Annotated in this window: 20 protein-coding genes and 2 riboswitches; of the genes, 13 read left to right on the top strand and 7 right to left on the bottom strand. The window is 67.8% G+C overall.

What is annotated here, in order from left to right; translation table 11 throughout:
- Positions 1 to 57: 57 nt before the first annotated feature.
- Genes rfbC through rfbB form a run of 4 tightly spaced genes read right to left on the bottom strand, consistent with a single transcriptional unit; the run spans position 58 to position 3,477 of the window.
- Positions 58 to 606, bottom strand: coding sequence for a dTDP-4-dehydrorhamnose 3,5-epimerase (gene rfbC / locus PMI12_RS26605; RefSeq protein WP_007838962.1), 549 nt, complete (start codon positions 604 to 606; stop codon positions 58 to 60).
- Entirely contained in the window at positions 603 to 1,499 is an 897-nt protein-coding gene (gene rfbA, locus PMI12_RS26600; RefSeq protein WP_007838961.1) for a glucose-1-phosphate thymidylyltransferase RfbA, read from the bottom strand. The genes rfbC and rfbA overlap by 4 nt, the downstream gene beginning before the upstream one ends.
- Before the next feature lie 20 nt (positions 1,500 to 1,519).
- Positions 1,520 to 2,410, bottom strand: a complete 891-nt coding sequence (gene rfbD / locus PMI12_RS26595) for a dTDP-4-dehydrorhamnose reductase (protein ID WP_007838959.1) — start codon at positions 2,408 to 2,410, stop codon at positions 1,520 to 1,522.
- Entirely contained in the window at positions 2,407 to 3,477 is a 1,071-nt protein-coding gene (gene rfbB / locus PMI12_RS26590; protein ID WP_007838954.1) for a dTDP-glucose 4,6-dehydratase, read from the bottom strand. The genes rfbD and rfbB overlap by 4 nt, the downstream gene beginning before the upstream one ends.
- 114 nt (positions 3,478 to 3,591) lie before the next feature.
- Positions 3,592 to 3,688, top strand: a riboswitch (glycine riboswitch).
- A gap of 7 nt (positions 3,689 to 3,695) precedes the next feature.
- Positions 3,696 to 3,801, top strand: a riboswitch (glycine riboswitch).
- Between the two features lie 91 nt (positions 3,802 to 3,892).
- Between rfbB and PMI12_RS26585 the strand changes: the two genes are divergently transcribed.
- Positions 3,893 to 5,194 carry a D-amino acid dehydrogenase gene (locus tag PMI12_RS26585; protein WP_007838953.1) on the top strand — a complete coding sequence of 434 codons (1,302 nt, stop codon included), beginning with the start codon at positions 3,893 to 3,895 and terminating at the stop codon, positions 5,192 to 5,194.
- Positions 5,195 to 5,200: 6 nt separating this feature from the next.
- Here the strand turns inward: PMI12_RS26585 and PMI12_RS26580 are convergent, their stop codons facing one another.
- The 3 genes from PMI12_RS26580 to PMI12_RS26570 form a co-directional block, all read right to left on the bottom strand.
- Positions 5,201 to 6,481 (bottom strand): FIST signal transduction protein, encoded by a 1,281-nt coding sequence (locus PMI12_RS26580; protein ID WP_007838952.1) that lies wholly within the window; start codon positions 6,479 to 6,481, stop codon positions 5,201 to 5,203.
- Between the two features lie 45 nt (positions 6,482 to 6,526).
- Entirely contained in the window at positions 6,527 to 7,276 is a 750-nt protein-coding gene (locus PMI12_RS26575; RefSeq protein ID WP_007838951.1) for a PhaM family polyhydroxyalkanoate granule multifunctional regulatory protein, read from the bottom strand.
- 78 nt (positions 7,277 to 7,354) lie between these two features.
- Positions 7,355 to 8,779: an aminotransferase-like domain-containing protein gene (locus PMI12_RS26570; protein WP_007838950.1), complete on the bottom strand. Its 1,425-nt coding sequence runs from the start codon at positions 8,777 to 8,779 to the stop codon at positions 7,355 to 7,357.
- A 113-nt stretch (positions 8,780 to 8,892) separates the two neighbouring features.
- On the opposite strand from PMI12_RS26570, the gene PMI12_RS26565 reads away from it, so the two are divergent.
- The 12 genes from PMI12_RS26565 to PMI12_RS26510 all read left to right on the top strand — a co-directional run bounded on the left by PMI12_RS26565 (position 8,893) and on the right by PMI12_RS26510 (position 20,873).
- A complete protein-coding gene (locus tag PMI12_RS26565; protein ID WP_007838949.1) occupies positions 8,893 to 9,492 on the top strand; it encodes a LysE family translocator in 600 nt (199 codons plus the stop codon).
- 8 nt (positions 9,493 to 9,500) lie between these two features.
- A complete protein-coding gene (locus PMI12_RS26560; protein WP_237726178.1) occupies positions 9,501 to 10,448 on the top strand; it encodes a DMT family transporter in 948 nt (315 codons plus the stop codon).
- A gap of 2 nt (positions 10,449 to 10,450) precedes the next feature.
- Positions 10,451 to 10,858 carry a VOC family protein gene (locus tag PMI12_RS26555; RefSeq protein ID WP_007838945.1) on the top strand — a complete coding sequence of 136 codons (408 nt, stop codon included), beginning with the start codon at positions 10,451 to 10,453 and terminating at the stop codon, positions 10,856 to 10,858.
- A gap of 58 nt (positions 10,859 to 10,916) precedes the next feature.
- Positions 10,917 to 12,119 (top strand): aminotransferase-like domain-containing protein, encoded by a 1,203-nt coding sequence (locus PMI12_RS26550; protein ID WP_007838940.1) that lies wholly within the window; start codon positions 10,917 to 10,919, stop codon positions 12,117 to 12,119.
- Between the two features lie 14 nt (positions 12,120 to 12,133).
- A complete protein-coding gene (locus PMI12_RS26545; protein ID WP_007838938.1) occupies positions 12,134 to 12,772 on the top strand; it encodes a LysE family translocator in 639 nt (212 codons plus the stop codon).
- Positions 12,773 to 12,786: 14 nt separating this feature from the next.
- Complete coding sequence (locus tag PMI12_RS26540; RefSeq protein ID WP_007838937.1) at positions 12,787 to 13,428, top strand: glutathione S-transferase family protein; 642 nt, start codon at positions 12,787 to 12,789, stop codon at positions 13,426 to 13,428.
- A 115-nt stretch (positions 13,429 to 13,543) separates the two neighbouring features.
- Positions 13,544 to 14,467: a PhzF family phenazine biosynthesis protein gene (locus PMI12_RS26535; RefSeq protein WP_007838935.1), complete on the top strand. Its 924-nt coding sequence runs from the start codon at positions 13,544 to 13,546 to the stop codon at positions 14,465 to 14,467.
- Positions 14,468 to 14,490: 23 nt separating this feature from the next.
- Entirely contained in the window at positions 14,491 to 15,183 is a 693-nt protein-coding gene (locus tag PMI12_RS26530) for a VOC family protein (RefSeq protein WP_007838933.1), read from the top strand.
- A 2-nt stretch (positions 15,184 to 15,185) separates the two neighbouring features.
- On the top strand, positions 15,186 to 15,818 hold the full coding sequence (locus PMI12_RS26525; RefSeq protein ID WP_007838930.1) for a LysE family translocator: 633 nt from the start codon (positions 15,186 to 15,188) through the stop codon (positions 15,816 to 15,818).
- Positions 15,819 to 15,830: 12 nt separating this feature from the next.
- Positions 15,831 to 16,802 carry a threonine dehydratase gene (locus tag PMI12_RS26520; RefSeq protein WP_007838927.1) on the top strand — a complete coding sequence of 324 codons (972 nt, stop codon included), beginning with the start codon at positions 15,831 to 15,833 and terminating at the stop codon, positions 16,800 to 16,802.
- A 443-nt stretch (positions 16,803 to 17,245) separates the two neighbouring features.
- Positions 17,246 to 19,633: a type VI secretion system Vgr family protein gene (locus PMI12_RS26515; RefSeq protein WP_007838925.1), complete on the top strand. Its 2,388-nt coding sequence runs from the start codon at positions 17,246 to 17,248 to the stop codon at positions 19,631 to 19,633.
- An 82-nt stretch (positions 19,634 to 19,715) separates the two neighbouring features.
- On the top strand, positions 19,716 to 20,873 hold the full coding sequence (locus PMI12_RS26510) for a DUF4123 domain-containing protein (protein ID WP_042674517.1): 1,158 nt from the start codon (positions 19,716 to 19,718) through the stop codon (positions 20,871 to 20,873).
- The last annotated feature ends 4 nt before the right edge of the window (positions 20,874 to 20,877 follow it).

Raw genomic sequence — 20,877 nt, 5'->3', positions numbered from 1 at the left:
TCGAATTTGACGCTCTTGCGGGCATCGCACTCACACATGGGTGGCGGTCTTCGCTTTTTAGTCGAAGGTCTCAGCTTGGTTCAGTGAAACACCGGCCTGGTCCTTACCAGACAGTTGCAGCGCGGCACCGACATGCGGCCACTCGATTCTCAAATCTGCGTCGTCCCACTTGATTGCGCGCTCGTGTGCCGGCGCATAGTAGTCCGTCGTCTTGTATAAAAACTCCGCTGTCTCGCTCAACACGAGGAACCCGTGCGCAAAGCCTTCAGGCACCCACAGCTGCCTGTGGTTGTCCTCGCTGAGCTCCACACCCACCCATTTGCCAAAGGTCGGCGACAACTTGCGGATGTCGACCGCCACGTCGAAGACGGCACCCCGCACCACGCGCACCAGCTTGCCCTGCGGTTGCTGGATCTGATAGTGCAATCCGCGAAGCACCCCCTTGGCCGAGCGCGAATGGTTGTCCTGGACGAACTCGACATGCCGTCCGACGGCCTCATCGAACGCCCTGCTGTTGAAGCTTTCGTAGAAGAAGCCGCGCGCATCGCCGAAGACCTTGGGCTCGATGATCAGCACTTCAGGAATCGCGGTTGGGGTTGCCTTCATGAGCGCACCTCCTCGGCCAGCAGATGATTCAGATACTTGCCGTAGCCATTCTTTTGAAGCGGCACGGCAAGCCTTGCCAATTGCTCGCGATCGATGAATCCATTGCGCCACGCAATCTCTTCAGGACAGGCAATCTTGAGCCCTTGCCGATGCTCCAGGGTCTGGATGAACTGCGCGGCCTCTAGCAGGCTCTCATGCGTGCCGGTATCCAGCCAGGCATAGCCGCGCTGCATGATCTGCACGTTGAGCTGGTCCAGGTCAAGGTAGGCCTGGTTGACTGCTGTGATCTCCAACTCGCCACGCGCGCTGGGCTTCACGGCCTTGGCAATGTCGACCACCTGGTTGTCGTAGAAGTACAGGCCCGTGACGGCGTAGCTGCTCTTCGGCTTCAACGGCTTCTCCTCGATGCTGCTGGCCTTGCCCTTCGCATCGAACGCCACCACGCCGTAGCGCTCGGGGTCATGCACGTGATAGGCGAACACCGTGGCGCCCGAAGATTTCGAATCGGCATTAGCCAGCAGGGGCGCGAAGTCATGGCCGTAGAAGATGTTGTCGCCCAGCACCAGCGCACTCGGCGAATTTCCTACGAATTTGTCGCCGATGATGAAGGCCTGCGCGAGACCATCGGGGCTCGGCTGCACCGCATACTGCAGATTGATCCCCCACTGGCTCCCATCCCCCAGCAACTGCTGGAACCGCGGCGTGTCCTGCGGCGTGCTGATGATCAGGATGTCGCGCATACCGCCGAGCATCAGCGTGCTCAGGGGGTAGTAGATCATCGGCTTGTCGTACACCGGCAGGAGCTGCTTGCTCATGGCCAATGTGGCCGGATGCAGGCGAGTGCCCGAACCACCGGCCAGGATGATGCCTTTGCGTTGCGTCGTCTTGGTCATGTACTTTTTCTCGTGAAGATTCAAAGGATTTCGCGCAGCATGCGCGCGACGCCTTCCTGCCAGGGCGGCAGGCGCAAGCCGAAAGTGGTCTGCAGCTTGGAGGTGTCGAGCCGGGAGTTGTGCGGGCGCTTCGCCGGAGTCGGGAAGGCGCTGGTGGGCACCGCCTCGACAGCCTGCGGGCCGGCCTTGAGTTCGACGCCGGCCTGCTGCGCCAGTTCGAGCACGAAACGCGCGTAGCCGTGCCACGTCGTCTCGCCACCGGCAATCGCGTGATAGAGACCCGCCTTCGCCGGATCCTGCAGCGTGGCTCGAATGGCATGCGCCGTCACGTCGGCCAGCAACTCGGCCCCGGTCGGCGCACCGAACTGGTCGTCGATGACGGTCAGCTTCTCGCGTTCCTTCGCCAGCCGCAGCATGGTCTTGGCGAAGTTGCCGCCGCGCGCCGCGTACACCCAGCTCGTGCGAAAGATCAGATGGTTTGGGCAGTTCTGCGCCACCAGTTGCTCGCCTTCGAGCTTGGTCTGTCCGTACACGCTGAGCGGGCCGGTCGCGTCGCCTTCTTTCCAGGGCCTGGTGCCGCTGCCGTCGAAGACGTAGTCGGTCGAGTAGTGCACCATCAGCGCCCCGATCTGCCGGGCCGCCTCGGCCACGACACCCGGCGAGGTGGCGTTGAGCTTGCGTGCGAAATCGGGCTCGCTCTCGGCCTTGTCGACCGCCGTGTGCGCCGCGGCATTGACGATCACGTCGGGGCGAACCTTCAGCACCGTCTCGGCCAGTTGCTCGGGGCGGCTGAAGTCGGCGTTGAAATCGGTGCTGTCGAAGTCGAGCGCAACCAGTTCGCCCAGCGGCGCAAGGCTGCGCTGCAGTTCCCAGCCGACCTGCCCGCCCTTGCCAAGCAGCAGCAACTTCATGCCGCGGCCTTCGCGTCGTATTGCTTCTCGACCCACTCGCGGTAGGCGCCGCTCTGCACGTTGCGCACCCATTCGCTGTTCGCGAGATACCACTCAACGGTCTTGCGGATGCCGGTGTCGAAGGTTTCGGCGGGCTTCCAGCCGAGTTCGCGTTCCAGCTTGCGCGCGTCGATGGCGTAGCGGCGGTCATGGCCCGGGCGGTCGGTGACGTAGGTGATCTGCTCCTTGTACGGCTTGCCGTCCGCGCGCGGGCGCAGCTCGTCGAGCAGCGCACACACGGTGTTGACGATCTCGATGTTGGGCTTCTCGTTCCAGCCGCCGACGTTGTAGGTCTCGCCCAGCTTGCCGGCCTCGAGCACGCGGCGGATGGCGCTGCAGTGATCCTTCACGTAGAGCCAGTCGCGCACCTGCATGCCGTCGCCGTACACGGGCAGGCTCTTGCCGGCCAGCGCGTTGACGATCATCAGCGGGATCAGCTTCTCGGGAAAATGGAACGGGCCGTAGTTGTTCGAGCAGTTGGTGGTGACCACCGGCAGGCCGTAGGTGTGGTGCCAGGCGCGCACGAGGTGGTCGCTGGCGGCCTTGCTGGCCGAATACGGGCTGTTGGGCTCGTACTTGTTTTCTTCGGTGAAGGCCGGATCGGTCTTGGAGAGCGAGCCGTAGACCTCGTCGGTTGATACGTGCAGAAAGCGGAAGGCGGCTTTCTGCTCGGCCGGCAGTGCGCTCCAGAAGCCGCGTACGGATTCGAGCAGGCGGAAGGTGCCGAGGACATTGGTCTGCACGAAGTCTTCAGGGCCGTGGATGGAACGGTCCACATGCGATTCGGCCGCAAAGTTCACCACGGCGCGAGGCTTGTGTTCGGCCAGCAGGCGGTCGAGCAGCGCGCTGTCGCCGATGTCGCCCTGCACGAAGACGTGCTTCGGGTTGTCCTTGAGCGATGCGAGCGTCTCGAGATTGCCTGCGTAGGTCAGCTTGTCGAGGTTCACGACCGGCTCGTCGCTGTTGGCGATCCAGTCGAGTACGAAATTGGCGCCGATGAAGCCGGCGCCGCCGGTTACCAGGATCATGGGGTCCCCTGAATGTTTGTGAGAAGTTCGGTGCGGCAGATTAACAAATGATTATCCCATCGCTCATATGGGCAAAAGTCACAGGTCGGTAGTCGCACGAACCCCGCCTACAATCGCCCCACTGCAGGAGAGCGGGCCACCTTGGTGGCCCTACCGAAGGCGCAAACTCCCATAAACGCTCAGGTCGGCCCGAACAAGGGGTCTGTACTGCACCAACTGAAACGCCGTCTGGAGAGCCGCCACGCCATGTGGCGCACCGAAGGAGCAAACCCTCTGCGGGCGCAGCGGGTGAATCTCTCAGGTACCAAGGACAGGGGGAGCGGCAACTTGGACGGCGGTCGTCCGGTTGCTTGCTATTGATTCAATAGCACACCACGTCCGCCGTTCAAGCGCTGCAACCTCAAAGGTACTTGAAATGCGCGTGATCGTTCTTGGCGCCGGCCTGCTCGGCGTGACCTCGGCTTACTACCTCCAGCAACTCGGCCACGAAGTGACCGTGATCGACCGGCAGGCCACCCCGGCCGCCGAAACCAGCTTCGCCAACGGCGGGCAGATCTCGGTCAGCCATGCCGAACCCTGGGCCAATCCCAGCGCGCCGCTGAAGGTGCTGCAGTGGCTGGGCAAGGAAGACGCCCCCCTGCTCTTCCGCATCCGCGCCGACATGCGCCAGTGGCTCTGGGGCCTGCAGTTCCTGCGCGAATGCACGCCGGCGCGCACCCGCCACAACATCGAGCAGATCGTGCGTCTTGGTACATACAGCCGCTCGATGTTGCAACAGTTGCGCCGCGACACCGGCCTGAACTACGACCAGCGCACGCAGGGCATCCTGCACTTCTACACGACGCAGAAAGAGTTCGACGGCGCCCTCGCGCCCGCCGAGCAGATGCGCGCCCTGGGCTGCGAGCGCCAGGTCATCTCGGCCGACGAAGCCGTGAAGATCGAGCCCGCCCTCGCCCACATCCGGCCCAAGCTGGCCGGCGCCACCTACACGGCCGAGGACGAGTCAGGTGACGCCAACCGCTTCGCGCGCGAACTGGTGGGCCTGGCCACGGCAGCGGGCGTCAGGTTCCTGATGAGCCACACCGTGACCGCGCTGCGCGAGGCCGGCGGCAGCATCGACCACGTCGAGGCCACCGACAGCGAAGGCCGCTTCCAGCGCATCCGCGGCGACGCCTTCGTGCTGGCGATGGGTTCGCTGAGCCCGCTGTATGCCGCGCCGCTGGGCATCCGCCTGCCGATCTACCCGGCCAAGGGCTATTCGGTGACGCTGCCCGTGAAAGACGCCTCGAAGGCGCACCAGGTCTCGCTGACGGACGACGAATTCAAGCTCGTGTTCTCGCGCTACACATCCGAGTCGGGCGACCGCCTGCGCATCGCCGGCACTGCCGAGCTCAACGGCTACGACCGCGACCTGAACCGGGTGCGCTGCGAAGCCATCGTGCGCCGCGTGGAAGAGCTGTTCCCGGGCGCCGGCGACACGACGCAGGCGCAGTTCTGGACCGGCCTGCGTCCCGCGACGCCGAGCAACGTGCCGTTGATCGGCAAGACGAAGCTCCCGAACCTGTTCCTCAACACCGGCCACGGCACGCTCGGCTGGACGCACGCCTGCGGTTCGGGCAAGTCGATCGCGCGCATCGTGAGCGGGCTGGCGCCGGAGGTCGATTTCGTGTTCACCGGCATGCCCGCGCCCGCGCCGCGCGCGCTGCAGCCGGCCTGATCGCAGTCAGTCGTTGCTGGCGAACACCGTCAGCACGCCGGTATAGCCATACAGATGGTGGCGAGCGATCTCGCCCGCCGCGAAGAAACCCACCAGCGGCACGTCGCCCAGCGCGTGCCGCACGATCTGCAGTTCCGCCCCCGGCGCACCGAAGTGCGGGCCGCCGCGCCCGGAACAGCTGACGTACACCGCCCCCGCGATGCGCCGCGCTGGATGCGGCGCCGCCTCGGCCTCGCCTGCCGCCACGGCGCGCGCGGTGGCCAGCGTCTGCTCTTCGGGCTCCAGTTCCTCGCGGATTTCGGCGCAGATGCGCATCAGGTCGGCACGCGCGGCCTGCGCATTGCGGCGGCAGAAGCTCAGCCGCATGCCGGCCTCGGCCACGTCGGCGATCGCGATGCCGCGGCGCGTCGGGTCCAGCCCGATGATGTGGCGCACCAGCACGTCGGCCCCCAGGTCACCGGTGCGGCGGATGCCGTCGCTGCCCGCGTCGGCCAGGCCGACCAACGTGTTACGCACGGCGTCGATGGCCTCCTGCGGCCGCTCGAGCGACACCTGAAGGTCGGCCAGCAGCACGTCGAGCGCTGGCTCGCCGTCGAGCTTCAGCAGCAGGTTGCCATCGGCCTCGGTGATCTCGCGCTCGCGCGCCGCCCCCGATCGCAGCGGCTGGCAGCCCTGCGTGACGCGCGACACCAGCCGCACGCCCTCGCCGAAAACCACGCCTGACAGGCCGCCCGAGAACACCCCGCCCGCCGCCCCGTGCCCGCGGATGTTGCCGTTGCCGCCGACCGCGAACTGCAGCGCGCTGCCACGCCCCGAAGACAAGCCGCCGAACAGGTAGCCCGTGTTCGTGCGCCCCGCCATTTCGGCGATCAGCTCGGCAAGGTCGGGGGTGGCCGGATCGGCATGCACCAGCGCCGTGTGGGCCTCGAAGCCGCTCATCTCGGAGTTGCCCAGCGGCGCCACGCCCGAGAACACGCGGTATTGGTCGCTGGGCAGGGCACAGAGCATCAGGCTCAGCCCGGGCTCGTCGAAATACTCGGCATTGTTGGCCGACACGCCGACGCCGACCGTGCCCGACCAGTCGGTCACTTCGGGCAGCTCCGCGCTCAGGTGATCGAGGATGTCCTGCGCCTCGCTCGCATAGTGGTCGGTGATGTAGAGCAGCCCGAGCGTCGGCGAAGACGCGTAGTCGGGCAAGGCCATCTGTGCGCGCAGCTGGGCCAGCACGAGGCCGGCCGCCATACGCCATTGCGGATGGGTGGCGTGGCCGGAGGGAAACAACTTCATGGTGCGTGCCAACCCGTTCTCTTCAACGAATGAATGTGTATGACGTCAGCGCCGGCTGGAGGTTCGCTTGCGGGCGGCGGTCGACGGCCTTTTCTTTGCGGCCGGTGCTGCAGTCTTCTTGGCTGCTGCAGGCTTGCGGGCAGCCGCAGCGGGCTTGCCCATGACCTTGTCGACCGCGTCGGCCAACGGCTGGGCCATGGCCGGCACCTTCAGCTGCGCCGCGTCCTGCAGCGCCGAGCTTGCGATCTGCTGGAACTGCTCGGTGAGCGAGCCCCACCACTGCATGGGGTCGACCACGCCGGGGCCGTCGGGCGAGCCGGCATTCGCCTTGGCCGCGGCAGGCCTGCTGCGCGGCTTCTTCGGCGCCGGAGCTTGCTCCTCGGGCATCTCGTCCGCGTCTTCGACCTCTTCCGGTTCGGGTTCGGGCTCGGGCTCGGGGGATGCCGCTGGCGCCATCGCGGCTGCCTGCTTGGTGAACGCGTTGGCGATGTCTTCCATCCGCACGTTCATGCCGCGCAGCGTCGACAAGGTCATCTTCTGCACTTCGAGCGCCTGGATGGTGGCCTTGAGGGCATGGCCGTTCTGTTCGAGCCAGTACTGCACGGTCTTGAGTTCCTGGATGCGCTTGTCGACCTCTTCCACGCTCAGCGTGGGCGCCACCCAGCTCGCAAGGCTCGGCATCCCCGGCACCGAGCCGGCGCCCGAGCCCGCCGCGGCGCCGCCGGCGAGGTTCTTCAAGAAGTCGAATCCGGGAACGAACTGGCTGAAGTCGAAGGGCTTGCTGGCGTTGCTCATGCGGAGGTCTCCTGGGATGGTTTTCTTGTGTTGCCAGCTTACTCCAAGCCCCCGGCCTTTTTCGGCCTTTCGGCACCGTCAGAGTTCGCTTCGGACCTTGCTGAAGACCTTCCAGAAGGCCGCGTCCTGCGAGGTCGCGAAGTTGATCCGCATCATGGTGCTCGGCGGGCGGCGCGCGTGGAACAGCGAGCCCGGCGCCAACAGGTAGCCCTGGTCGAGCATGCGCTGCGTGAGCGCGTCTGTGTCCACGCCCGTATCGACCCAGCCGAACAGCCCCGCTGGCTCCGAGGCGAAAGTGCAGCCATGCGACATGGCCAGCTTCACCGCCCGTCCCCGTGCACCGTCGAGGCGGATGCGCACGCGCTCCGAATGCCGGCGCAGCTGCCCCTGGTCGATGCACCACGACAAGGCCCGCTCGAACAGCGTGGGCGAGGTCAGCGTGGCCAGCAGCTTGGTTTCGAGCAGCCGTTCCTTCAGCGCTGGCGGCGCGGCCAGGAAGCCGATGCGCCAGTTGGGCGCCAGGATCTTCGCGAAGCCGCTCACGTAGATGGTGCGCTGCAGCCCGTCGAGTGCGCTGAGCCGGGTGGCGTGCTCGGGCGCGAGGTGGCTGTAGGTGTCGTCCTCGACGATGTGGAAGTCGTGCTCGTTCGCCAGCTTGAGCACGCGGTGCGCGCTGCCCGGCGTGAGGCTGTAGCCGGTCGGGTTGTGTAGCACGCTCACGCTGACGAACAGCTTGGGGCTGTGCAGCTTGCAGTACTGCGCCATCACCTCCAGGTCGGGCCCGTCGGCGCGCCGCGGCACGGGCAGGATGCGCATGCCCAGCGCCTCCAGCCGCGCGAACTCCAGCGCCCAGCCCGGCTCCTCGACCATCACCGGATCGCCCGCGCGCAACAGCGTGCGGCTCACGATGTCCAGCGCGTGGGTGGCGCCGATGGTGGTCACGATCTGCTCGGGCGACGCCGGCACGTTGATGCCCACCAGCTTCTGCGAGAGGCTGCGCCGCAGGCTCATGTCGCCGGCCGGCTCGCCGTACTGGAGCGACAGCTCCTGCAGGGCGGCTGTACTGGTCATGCGCCGCACGGCCGTGGGCATGAAGGTCGACGCCATCCAGTCCGGCGGGAACACGCCCATGCCCGGCTGCGGCTTGTCGCTCGGGCGGTGGAACATGCTGCGGATCAGCGAGCTCGCATCCGCCGGTATGCGCGAGGCCATTATCTGCATGACCATGGGCGCGGCCGCGGCCGGATTCGGCGGGCGGCCCTCCTGCGCAGGGGCGGAATCCCGCACATAGAAGCCGCGCTGCCGGCGGGCCTCGACGAGGCCCTGCGCCAGCAGCTGATCGTAGGCGGCGACGACGGTATAGGGACTCACGCCCTGCTGCCGCGCGCATTCGCGCACCGAGGGCAGGCGGGCGCCGGGCGGCAGCAGGCGGGTGCGGATGCGCTCGGCCAGGCGGTCGGCCAACTGCCCCGTCAGCGACTGGGTGGAGGTGCGTGTCAGCATGCGTTTTCCGGGCCGGGCCGGCTTCTGTGTCGAAGGACTGACCAATACAGATTGCCTGATTGTTCGATCATCTGTACCGGAACTGTAATGGTCTCAAGTTTAGAGTGTGTGTCATGAACTGGCAAGAATTCACCGCGCTGCTGGTGCTGGCCACGGCGATGAGCTTCTCGCCCGGTCCCAACACCACGCTCTCCACCGCCCTCGCGGCCAACGGCGGCCTGCCGCGCGCCATGCGCTTCGTGGTCGCGGTGCCCGTGGGCTGGACCCTGCTGCTGGCGCTGTGCGCCGCCGGCATTGGCGCGCTGGTGGTGGCCATGCCCTCGCTGCGCCTGGCCATCAAGGGGCTGGGCATCGGCTACCTGCTGTGGCTCGCGTACAAGCTCAGCGGCAGCGCCACGCTCGGCAAGGCCGACGGGGCGAGCCTGTCGGTCGGCTTCGGACAGGGCGTGATGCTGCAGTTCGTGAACATCAAGGCGTGGCTGCTCGCGCTCACGCTGGTGGCGGGCTGGATCGCCGGCCAGACCGACGCCCTGGGCCGCTTCGCCATCGTGGCGCCGGTAATGCTCATCTATGCCTTCACGAGCAATTTCGCCTATGCGATGGTCGGCGCGCTGCTGCGCGAATGGCTTGCCAAGGGTTCGCGGCTGCTGTGGTTCAACCGCGCGATGGGCCTCGTCCTCGTGCTCACCGCCTGGTGGATGGTGAGCGTATGAAGCTCGCCATGAAAGACGAGACGCTGGGCATGTGGCTCGGCGTCATCGGCGTCGCGATGTTCGCCGTCACCCTGCCCATGACGCGCCTGGCCACCGGCTCGCAGGACGCGCCGCAGCTGTCGCCGTGGTTCGTCACGGTCGGCCGTGCGGCGCTGGCAGGCGTGCTGTCGGCCATCTTCCTGCTGGCAACGCGCGCGCCAAGGCCCGCCGCGCACCAGTGGAAGCCGCTGGGCATGGCCGTGCTGGGCAACGCCATCGGCTTTCCGCTTCTGCTGGCCTTTGCGCTGCGCGTGGTCACGGCCAGCCACGCGGCGGTGGTGACGGCGCTGCTGCCGCTGGTCACGGCCGCCGTGGCGGCCTGGGTGCTGCACCAGCGCGCGCGGCTCGGCTTCTGGCTCTGCGCCATTGCGGGCAGCCTGCTGGTGGTGGCGTTCTCGGTACTGCGCGCGAGCCAGGGTGGCCATGGCTTCGGCTTCGAGTGGGCCGACCTGCTGCTGGTGGGCGCGGTCATCGCCGCCTCCTTCGGCTACATCTACGGCGCACAGGTCACGCCGTCTTTGGGCGCCGAGCGCGTGATCTGCTGGGTCTGCGTGATGGCGCTGCCCTTTACGCTGCCGGCCGCGCTGGCGCTGTGGCCGCAGCAGCCCGTCGCGGTGTCGGCCTGGGTGGGCTTCGTCTACGTCGGCATGTTCTCGATGTGGATCGGCTTCTTCGCCTGGTACCGCGGCCTCGCCCTGGGCGGCGCGCTGCGCGTGAGCCAGACGCAGCTGCTGCAGCCCTTCCTGTCGATCCTCGCGTCGATCCCGCTGCTGGGCGAACCGCTCGACGTGGTGACGCTGGGCTTCGCCATCGCGGTGGTGGCCACGGTGGTCATCGGCAAGCGCCTGTCGCAACCGCAGGCCGCGCCAGCTGCAGCCTCGCTGCCCGCAGGCGCCGTCGGCCCGGGGAGAAGCTGACGATGTTCAGCCACATCACCGTCGGCTGCACCGACCTGCCGCGCGCCGCCACCTTCTACGACGCGCTGCTCGCCCCGCTCGGCCTGAAGCGCCGCCCGGTCACGCCCGACGGCGGGCCCGAGGCGGCCTGCTGGGTCGTGCCGGGACAGGTGCTGCCGCGCTTCTACGTGTACATCCCGCTGGACGGCGAACCCGCCAGCGCCGGCAACGGCAGCATGGTCGCGTTCTCCGCGGCCTCGGCCGAAGCCGTGAATGCCGCCCACGAGGCGGCCCTGCGCCACGGCGGCCGCAACGAAGGCGCGCCGGGCCCCCGCCCACGCTATGGCCATGGCTATTACGGCGCCTACCTGCGCGACCCGGACAGCAACAAAATCCATGTCGTGTACCGTGGCGACATCCCACCGGACTGACCTCCGGCCCGCCTGCCCCCTATCCGAATCTCACCTCACCGCCTGAAAGAAGAAAGCCATGAACTGGAAACTCGCCGCCCGCGCCGCCAAGATGAATCCTTCGGTGCTGCGTGAAATCCTCAAGGTCACCGAGCGCCCCGGCATCATCAGCCTGGCCGGCGGCCTGCCCTCGCCCAAGACCTTCCCGATCCAGGCCTTTGCCGATGCCTGCGCCGAAGTGCTGCACAACGACGGCCAGGCCGCGCTGCAGTACGCCGCCAGCGAAGGCTACGCGCCGCTGCGCCAGGCCGTGGCCGACATGCTGCCGTGGGACGTCGATGCCTCGCAGGTGCTCATCACCACCGGCTCGCAGCAGGGCCTCGACCTGGTGGCCAAGGTGCTGATCGATCCGGGCAGCAAGGTGCTGGTCGAGACGCCCACCTACCTCGGCGCGCTGCAGGCCTTCGGCCCGATGGAGCCGCACCCGGTGGGCGTGGCCAGCGACGATGACGGCGTGATCGTCGAAGACCTCGTGGCCAAGGCCAAGGACGCACGCTTCGTCTACCTGCTGCCCAACTTCCAGAACCCCACCGGCCGCACCATGACCGAGGAGCGCCGCGCCGCCGTGTCCGCCGCCGCCACGGCCGCCAACCTGCCCATCGTCGAGGACAACCCCTACGGCGAACTCTGGTTCGACGAAGCCCCGCCGCTGCCGCTGGCCGCGCGCAACCCCGAGGGCGTGATCTACCTGGGCTCGTTCTCGAAGGTGCTGGCGCCCGGCCTGCGCCTGGGCTTCCTGGTGGCGCCGAAGTCCATCTATCCGAAGCTGCTGCAGGCCAAGCAGGCGGTCGACCTGCACACGCCGATCTTCACGCAGCGCATGGTCTCTGCCGTGATGAAGGACAAGTTCCTCGACCGCCACGTGCCCACCATCCGCGCCCTCTACAAGCGCCAGCGCGACGCGATGATCGCCGCGCTCACGCGCGAGATGAAGGGCCTGGACGTGAAGTTCAACGCGCCCAAGGGCGGCATGTTCCTGTGGGCGCGGCTGCCCGAGGGCGTCGACACCGTCACGCTGCTGCCCAAGGCGGTGGAGCGCAACGTGGCCTTCGTGCCCGGCGCGCCGTTCTATGCGGGCGAAGGCGATCCGCGCACGCTGCGGCTGTCGTTCGTGACGGCCAGCGTGGAAGAAATCGACATCGCCATCGCCGCGCTGGCACAGACGCTGCGCGAAGAGCTGGTGCTGCTCGGCGACAGGCAACTGGCCGCCGCGCAGGTCTGACCCAGGAGCCTCCCTTGATCGGCCTCGCAACGCTCTCGCTCTTCCTGCTCGCGGTACTGGCGCTGTTCCTGTCGCCCGGCCCGAACATGGCCTTCGTGCTCTCGCACGGCGTGGCCCACGGTCCGCGCGGCGGCTTTGCGGCGGCCCTCGGCATCTCGGCGGCCGACCTCGTGCACACACTGTTCGCCGCCACAGGCGTCACCGCGCTGGTGGCGGCGTGGCCGCCCTCGTTCGACGTGCTGCGCTATGCGGGCGCGCTGTACCTCGTGTGGCTGGCAGTGCAGGCGCTGCGAAGCGGTGGCGGCTTGCGCATCGGCGCGCAGGCGCAGCCGGCCGGGTTCGGGCGCATCGTGCGCATGGCGCTGCTGAACAACCTCGTCAACCCGAAGGCGCTGCTGTTCTTCATGGTGTTCCTGCCGCAGTTCGTCGATCCGGCGCGCGGCAGCGTGCCGCCGCAGCTGGTGCAGCTCGGCGTGCTGCTGTCGATGGCCGCGCTGGCCTTCAACACGCTGCTGGGCGCATGCAGCGGCCAGATCGGCCGCTGGCTGCACAGCCGCCCCGGTGCGGCACGGTTCCAGAGCGGCCTGCTGGCCGCCGTGATGCTGGGGCTGGCCGTGCGCCTGCTCTTCCTCGACCGTCCTTCACCCCGCTGACAAAGAAACCGACCATGCTCAACATCTGGGGCCGCATCAGTTCGATCAACGTCCGCAAGGTGGTGTGGTGCGCACAGGAACTCGGGCTCGACTTCCAGCGCACCGAGGCCGGCGGCAGGTTCGGCGTGGTGCAGACGCCCGAATACCTCGCGCTCAACCCGAATGCGATGGTGCCCACCATCGACGACGGCGAAGGCGCCGAGCGCGTGACGCTGTGGGAGTCGAACGTGATCGTGCGCTACCTCTGCGCGAAGCATTCGCACGGCACCCTCTACCCGAGCGAGCTGCCCGCGCGCTTCGACGCCGAGCGCTGGATGGACTGGCAGCAGACCACGCTCAACCGCGCGAGCCGCGACGCCTTCGTGCAATGGGTGCGCACGCCGCCGTCGGAGCGACAGTTGACGCTCATCGACGACTCGGTGCGCGCCAGCGAGGCGCTGTTCGCAATGCTCGACGCGCACCTCGCCCGCCAGCCGTACATGGCCGGCGAGCGCTTCACCATGGCCGACATCCCCATCGGCTGCGAGGCGCACCGCTGGTTCGGCCTGCCCCCCGCCGAATACCGCCGGCCGACGTGGCCGAACGTCGAGCGCTGGTATGCCGAACTGCTTTCCCGCCCGGGCACGCGCGGCGTGCTCGACCTGAGCCTGGAATGACCCCCGGTCTCCACGCACTTCGTGTCGCTTCGCCACCCCCTGCGGCCCGGCAAGGCCGGCTCCACGGTATTCCCCGACTGACATCGCCCATTGATCTGATCCTCCCGAGTCTCCAATGAAATCCCGCCCCTTCAAGCAAGTCGACGTCTTCACCGCCACGGCCTACCGCGGCAATCCGCTCGCCGTCGTCATCGACGGCACGGACCTCGACGACGCCGCGATGCAGCGCTTCGCGCAGTGGACCAACCTGTCCGAGACCACCTTCCTGCTGCCGCCCACCGACCCGGGCGCCGACTACCGCGTGCGCATCTTCACGCCCGGCGGCGAGTTGCCGTTCGCCGGCCATCCGACCATCGGCAGCTGCCATGCGTGGCTGCAGGCCGGCGGCAAGCCGAAGGCCGCCGGCCTCGTGGTGCAGCAGTGCGGCGCCGGCCTCGTGCCGCTGCGCCGTGAAGGCAGCCGCCTGGCCTTCGCCGCGCCGCCGCTCAGGCGCAGCGCCCCGAGCCCCGCGCTGCTGGCCAAGGTGGCCGGCGCGCTGGGCCTGAAGGCGCAGCAGATCATCGCGGCGCAGGTGCTCGACAACGGCCCGGTCTGGTTCGGCCTGCTGGTCAACGATGCCGACGCCGTGCTGGCGCTCGCGCCCGATCACCGCATGCTCAAGGAGCTGGGCGTGAAGGCGGGTGTGGCCGGCGTGCCCGCCGCGCTCGACACCTCGCCGCTGATCGGCCGCTCGAACCGCGAGGCGCGCGCCTTCGGCAACCGCCCGGCGGCCGCTTACGACGACGGCGCGAAGATCGACCTCGAAGTGCGCGCCTTCGCCGAACCCATCGGCGTGCAGGAAGACCCGGTCACCGGCAGCCTCAACGCGAGCCTGGCCGAATGGCTGATCGCCGACGGCCACATGCCCGAGCGCTACCTCGCCGCGCAAGGCCAGTGCCTGGGCCGCGCGGGCCGCGTCCACATCGAGCGCGACCCCGAGGGAAAGATCTGGGTCGGCGGTGATGCCGTGACCTGCATCGACGGCCACGTCACGCTCTGAACCTCGGCGAGAACCATCGCACCATGCACGCGCAGCTCGACCACCTCGTGATTGCCGCCGCCTCGCTCGCCGAGGGCGTGGCGTGGTGCGAAGCGACGCTCGGCGTGACGCCGGCACCGGGCGGCTCGCATCCGCTGATGGGCACGCACAACCGCCTGCTGAACATCGCGAGCGACGCCTTTCCTGCCGCCTACGCGGAGATCATCGCGATCGAGCCGGGCAAGCGGCCCTCGCGCCCCAAGACGCACCGCTGGTTCGACCTCGACGACGCCGCGCTGCAGGCCGGGCTCGCGCGGCACGGGCCGCGGCTGATCCATTTCGTCGCCCGCGTGCCCGATGCGCATGCGGCAACGCGTGCGCTCGCGCATGAAGAGCACGCGCACATCGACCGCGGCCAGCTGCTCGAAGCCTCGCGCGACACGCCCGCCGGCCGGCTCGAGTGGCAGATCACCGTGCGCGACGACGGCCAGCGGCTGTTCTACGGCGCGCTGCCCACGCTGATCCAGTGGGGGCCGGTGCATCCGACCGATGCCATGCCTGCGTCGGGTCTTTCGATGCGCTCGCTGCGCGCCGTGCATCCGCGTGCGCCCGCGCTCTCCGCCGCGCTGTCGGCCATCGGCATGACCGGCATGGCCGTCGCTGCCGGAGCGCCCAACCTCATCGCCGTGCTCGACACGCCGCGCGGCCCCGTCACCCTCGAATCCCAAGGACTCTGACCATGCTGAGCCTCCCTGAAATCGCCTTGTTCGCCCTCGCCTCGCTGCTGCTGGCGCTCACGCCGGGGCCGAACATGATCTATTGCGTCTCGCGCACGCTGATCCAGGGCCGCCGCGCCGGGCTCATCTCGCTGGGCGGCGTGCTGATCGCCTTCCTGGCGCACCTGTTCGCCGCTGCGCTCGGGCTCACCGCGCTGCTGCTGGCCGTGCCGCTCGCGTTCGACGCGATCCGCATCGCGGGCGCGGCCTACCTGCTGTGGCTCGCGTGGCAGGCGGTCAGGCCCGGCGGCAATGCACCTTTCGAGGCGCGCGTGCTGCCGGCCGATCCGCCGGCCAGGCTGTTCCGCATGGGCTTTCTGACGAACCTGCTGAACCCGAAGGTGGCCATGTTCTATCTCTCGTTCTTTCCGCAGTTCATCCATCCCGAGCGCGGATCGGTGCTGCTGCAGAGCATGCAGCTGGGCGTCGCGCAAATGACCGCCAGCGCCGCGGTCAACACGGTGATGATCGTCGGCGCCGCGAGCATCACGGCCGTGCTGTCGCAAAGCGCCGGCTGGCTGCGCGCGCAGCGCTACATCATGGGCAGCGTGCTCGCTGCCCTGGCCGTGCGCGTCGCGCTGACGGAACGCAAATAGATGGGACACCCGATGAGGTTCACCCGCGAAGAAATCGAAGCCGCGCAGCGCACCGTGCATGCGGCCATGCCGCCCACGCCGCAGTACGCCTGGCCGCTTCTGTCGCAGCGCCTGGGCGCCAACGTGTGGGCCAAGCACGAGAACCACACGCCGGCCGGCGCTTTCAAGATCCGCGGCGGGCTGACCTACTTCGAGACCCTGGCGCGCGAGCAGCCGGGCGTGCGCCACGCCATCAGCGCCACGCGCGGCAACCACGGTCAGTCGGTCGGCTTCGCGGCGCGGCGCCATGGGCTGGGCGCGACCATCGTGGTACCGCACGGCAATTCGACCGAGAAGAACGCCGCGATGCGCGCGCTCGGCGTCACGCTGGTGGAGCATGGCGACGACTTCCAGGCGGCTGCCGAGCACGCGGCCGCGCTGGCCGAGCGCGACGGCCTGCACCGCGTGCCATCGTTCCATCGCGAACTGGTGCGCGGCGTGTCGACCGCGTATGTGGAGTTCTTCGACGCACTGTCGGCCACGCCGCCAGACGTGCTGTTCGTGCCCATCGGCCTGGGCTCCGGCTTTGCCGCGGCAGCGGCGGCGCGTGCGCATTGCGGCGCGTCGACGAAGCTCATCGGCGTGGTGTCGGCGCACGCCACGGCCTACCGCGACTCCTTCCGCGCCGGCAAGCCCGTCGAGTCGCCCGTCACCACGCGGCTGGCCGACGGCATGGCCTGCCGCGTGCCGGTGCCCGAGTCGGTCGAGGTGATCCTGCGCGAAGCCGACGACGTCATCACCGTCACCGACGACGAGATCGCCGAGGCCATGCGCATCCTGTTCAGCGACACGCACAACGTGGCCGAGGGCGCGGGCGCCGCGGCGCTGGCGGGCGCGCTTCAGCAGCAGGAACGCTGGCGCGGCAAGACGGTGGGCGTGTGCCTGAGCGGGGGCAATGTCGATACCGGCATGTTTGCCGCGGTGCTGGGGCACAGCGCTTCGTAATCCGGAGTCAGCAGGGCCTGGGCAGCGGGCCGGTGTTGGCGGTGTCTCATCGGCGCCGCCACCGCGTGCCTGCACGCCGGGAACGACCAACGCCAGAAGGCCGTTCAATCCGGACATCGACCCGGCTGGAGTCGGCGTGGACCACATGCGTGTGCATCGGGTCCCCGGTGCCATGCCGGACGAAAGCACCAACAGCCGCTCTCTGGATGCGACTCTTAAAACCAACACCGTACAACGACCGCTCACACACAGAAAAACCATCGCACAACATGACCTAATTCCAACATCGCGCCAGTGAATTCCCGCAGAATCGCCGCCACTGGACGCGACCGGCCACGGTGATGGCACAAAACGTTGCGGCAGTTGTCACCTTCCGAACAAGAACAGCAGGGAGTTCATGTGATCCATTCGCAGCAGAGGGCACTATTGCGCAGGTGCGCGCCATGACATCGCGCCGCGTCACCGTCCGGACGCCGCTGGTCGAAGCACTCCAGTTCCACCGGCTGGTTGGCACCGAGGAATTGAGCAGGCCCTACCTCTTCGAGGTCGATCTGCTGGCAGCCAGCAATGCCGTCGACCCGAAGGCGCTGCTCGGCAAGCACACCACCGTGGCGATCCAGACCGAGAGCGGCCGTGTCCGTCATCTCGGCGGAATCGTCACCCAGTTCGGCCTGTCGCACGAGGACGACCGTCGCTCCCTTTACAAGATGCGCCTGCGCCCGTGGCTGTGGCTGGCCACACGGCGTTCGGACTACCGCATCTTCCAGGATCTCACCGTCCCGGAAATCATCGCAGCCGTTCTCGGGCCCTACGGTTATCCGATGGAACAGAAACTCAGCCGCGAGTACCGTCGATGGACTTATTGCTGCCAGTATGGAGGCGAGACCGATTTCGCGTTCGTCTCGCGACTGGCTGAGCACGAAGGGATGTACTACTGGTTTCGTCATGAAGCCGGGCAGCACGTGCTGGTCTTTGCAGACGACATCGCCACTTCGCATGGGCCGTTGCCTGGCGGCGAGGCGATCCGCTACCACGTCGACCCGTTCGCCGGCATGACCGGTGGCCTCGAGGCCGGTGAACGCATCTACGAATGGACGATGTCCGAAGAGGTGCGCTCGGGTCTCTACTACACCGATGACTACGACCCCGGCAGACCCGGCGCGGATATCTCCAGTCGTCGACGCATGCCTGCCGGTCACGATCACGACCACTTCGAGCGGTACGAGTGGCCAGGCGGCTACACGCAATTGGCCGACGGTGAAGCCTATGCGCACATCCGCACCGAAGAGCAACAGAGCGAGCGCATTCAGGCACGCGGCTCTTCCAATCGGCGCAATCTTGCGCCGGGCTACATCTTTGAACTCTCCAGGCATCCGAGGGCCGACCAGAACCTGCGCTACCTTCTGGTCAGCGTTGCCTATGAGTTGCAGGAGAACCTTCAAGCCAGTGAAGGCGACGGCGGCGAAGGCTCCATCCAGTGCTTCGCCTTCAAGGCGCAGCCGGTGAGCCACGCGTGGCGACCGGCGCGCACCACACCCAAGCCGCGCACCAACGGTCCGCAGACAGCCCTTGTGGTCGGCCCGGCCGGCGAAGACATCTGGGTCGATCAGCTTGGCCGCATCAAAGTGCATTTCCACTGGGATCGGCTGGACCACAAGAACGAGCATTCCTCTTGCTGGCTTCGCGTGTCCTCATCCTGGGCGGGCGCCAGTTTCGGCGACGTCGCGCTGCCTCGCATCGGGCAGGAAGTGATCGTCAATTTTCTGAACGGCGATCCGGACCACCCGATCGTCGTGGGCCGCGCCCACAATGCCGATGAAATGCCGGCGTGGCAGCTACCGGACCAGAAGCACCTCTCGGGCATTCGCAGCCGCGAACTCGGCAGCGGCAGTGGTGGCCGCAGCAACCATCTCGCACTGGACGACGGGCCGCAAAAAATCCAGGCGCAGCTCAAGAGCGACCACTCAAGCAGCAGCCTCGGTCTCGGGCATATAGGCCGCATCGAGGACACCGCCGGGCGCAAGGACGACCGGGGCCAGGGCTTCGAGTTGCGCACCGATGGCCGTGGCGCCTTGCGCGCCGCCAGGGGAATGTTGCTGACCACCGAGGCGCGCCCCGACGCGCACGGTCACACTACCGATATGCCCGAGACGCTCGCGCGCCTCACGCAAGGCCGGGATATGCACGAAGGGCTCAGCCAGGCGGCGATGGAGGCCCAGGCCCACGAGGCCGGCGATCAGGATGCGGTCACGAAAACCCTGAAGGAGCAGAACGATGCTCTCAAGGGCCACGGCGGCAACCCGGCGCAAGGCGTCTTCCCCGAATTTGAAGAGCCCCATCTCACGCTGGCCAGCCCCGCCGGCATCCAGAGCGCCGCCGCGGGCTCCACCCATCTGATGAGCACCGAGCACACCGCCTTCACCAGTGGCGGGCACACGAGCATCAGCTCCGGCAAGAGCTTCCTGACCAGTGCCAAGGACGCAGTGCGCCTGTTCGCCCACAAGGCAGGCATGCGGCTGTGCGCCGCGAACGAGGACATCGACATCCGGGCTCTGAAGAGCAGTGTCAACATCATCGCCAGGCTCGGCATCAGGCTCGAAGGCGAGAGGATCATCATTGCCGCGCGCGAAGAGGTGGTCGTCAACGGCGGCGGCAGCTTCAGCCGCTGGAACGCCTCGGGCATCGAGCACTGCACCCAGGGCCTGTGGCGCGAACATGCGGCCTCGCACAACCTCGTGGGGCCCAAGAACATGCCGCCGCCGAAGGGCTATGAAGCCCGATGCGAATTGCAGAACAGCGATGCCGCAGGCGGCGCATCCGCCTCGCGCTGATGCGAAGAAAGCCATGAGCGCCACTGATCCTCGCGACCCCAGGCGCACGCCCTCGACCTCGCCTTCGCTTGACACATGGGCTTTGCTGCGCCGCCTGCAAAGCGGCTTCATCAAGGCGCAGACAGCTTTCGCATCCACAGCCGCACGTCCGATGCTCGGCGGCCTCATGCCGGCTTCATTGCACGCCTGCCTGGTGCTCGAACGCTGGGAGGCCAACCCGCTGGCTGCCCACCTGCAGGAGCACCATCCCACGCTGGCTGACGAACGAGCCGACGTGCCCGACGAGATCTACAAGGACCGACCCGAAGCCGCGCCTACCCTGGTGCCGCTCCCCGCGGACTGGACCTCGGACGCACCTTGCGACCAGACCCGGGCAGTGCTTCGCACCCTCGCAGTCGCGCTTGCTTCGGCCTGGCAGCAGGCGCGGCGGCGCCTGGCCGAACAGACGCTGTGCGGCGTCGTTTTCAGCCCCGCGACACCCGCGACCATCGCGATGCATTGGAACTGCCTGGGGTTTCAGACTTCGCCAATAGATGGCCACGACAAGCTGTTTCGCTATCAGGATGCCCGCGTCATGCAGCGCGTGTGGCCTGTGCTCGACGACGCGCAGCGATCTTCGTGGCTTGGGCCGGTCACCGAATGGTGGTCCCTGGAGCAACCTTGGGGACCGTGGGCGAGCGCCGAAGCCTTCGGCCAGGGCGATGAAACCGACGGCACCGAGGACGCATCAGGACATCAGCCCGAGTGGTTCATCGCCAGTCGTTTCGCCTTGGCGCGAGCATCGCTGCAGGCGCCCGGGCGGCTGCCATCCCGCGAGGCCATGCGCCACCTTCTGCACCTGGCCCAGTGGCATGCCGCCCACAGTGCATCCGCGGGCAACAGGGCATGGTTTCGCATGGCGTCGCGGCAAGTGCCCGTAGGCAGACAGCCCGATGGCATGACCATGGCTCACCTGCTGGGCCATGGCGCCGGGATGGGGTTGAGCCGGGAGAGCGATATCGCCGATTTCATCGACGCGTCGTGGCGCACCGACCTCCACGCCGGCAAGGCCAGTCCGCGCGACTGGTCGGCGCCGCAGGAAGCCGCCGTGCTGAGGCACACGCTTGCCCTGATGCATCCGGCCCCCGGTCTTGCGACCGTCGCGACGGCATCGCCTCCCGAAGCACCCAGCTTTGCCGGTGCGCTGCACCAGGCCCGGCAAGCAGCTTCGGCCCGCGCGCAGCCCTCACGAAACAACTGAAACC

Source organism: Variovorax sp. CF313, assembly GCF_000282635.1.
GTDB lineage: Bacteria > Pseudomonadota > Gammaproteobacteria > Burkholderiales > Burkholderiaceae_C > Variovorax.
The sequence above is the reverse complement of the archived record's forward strand: the minus strand, read 5'-3'. Positions and strand labels throughout refer to the sequence as shown.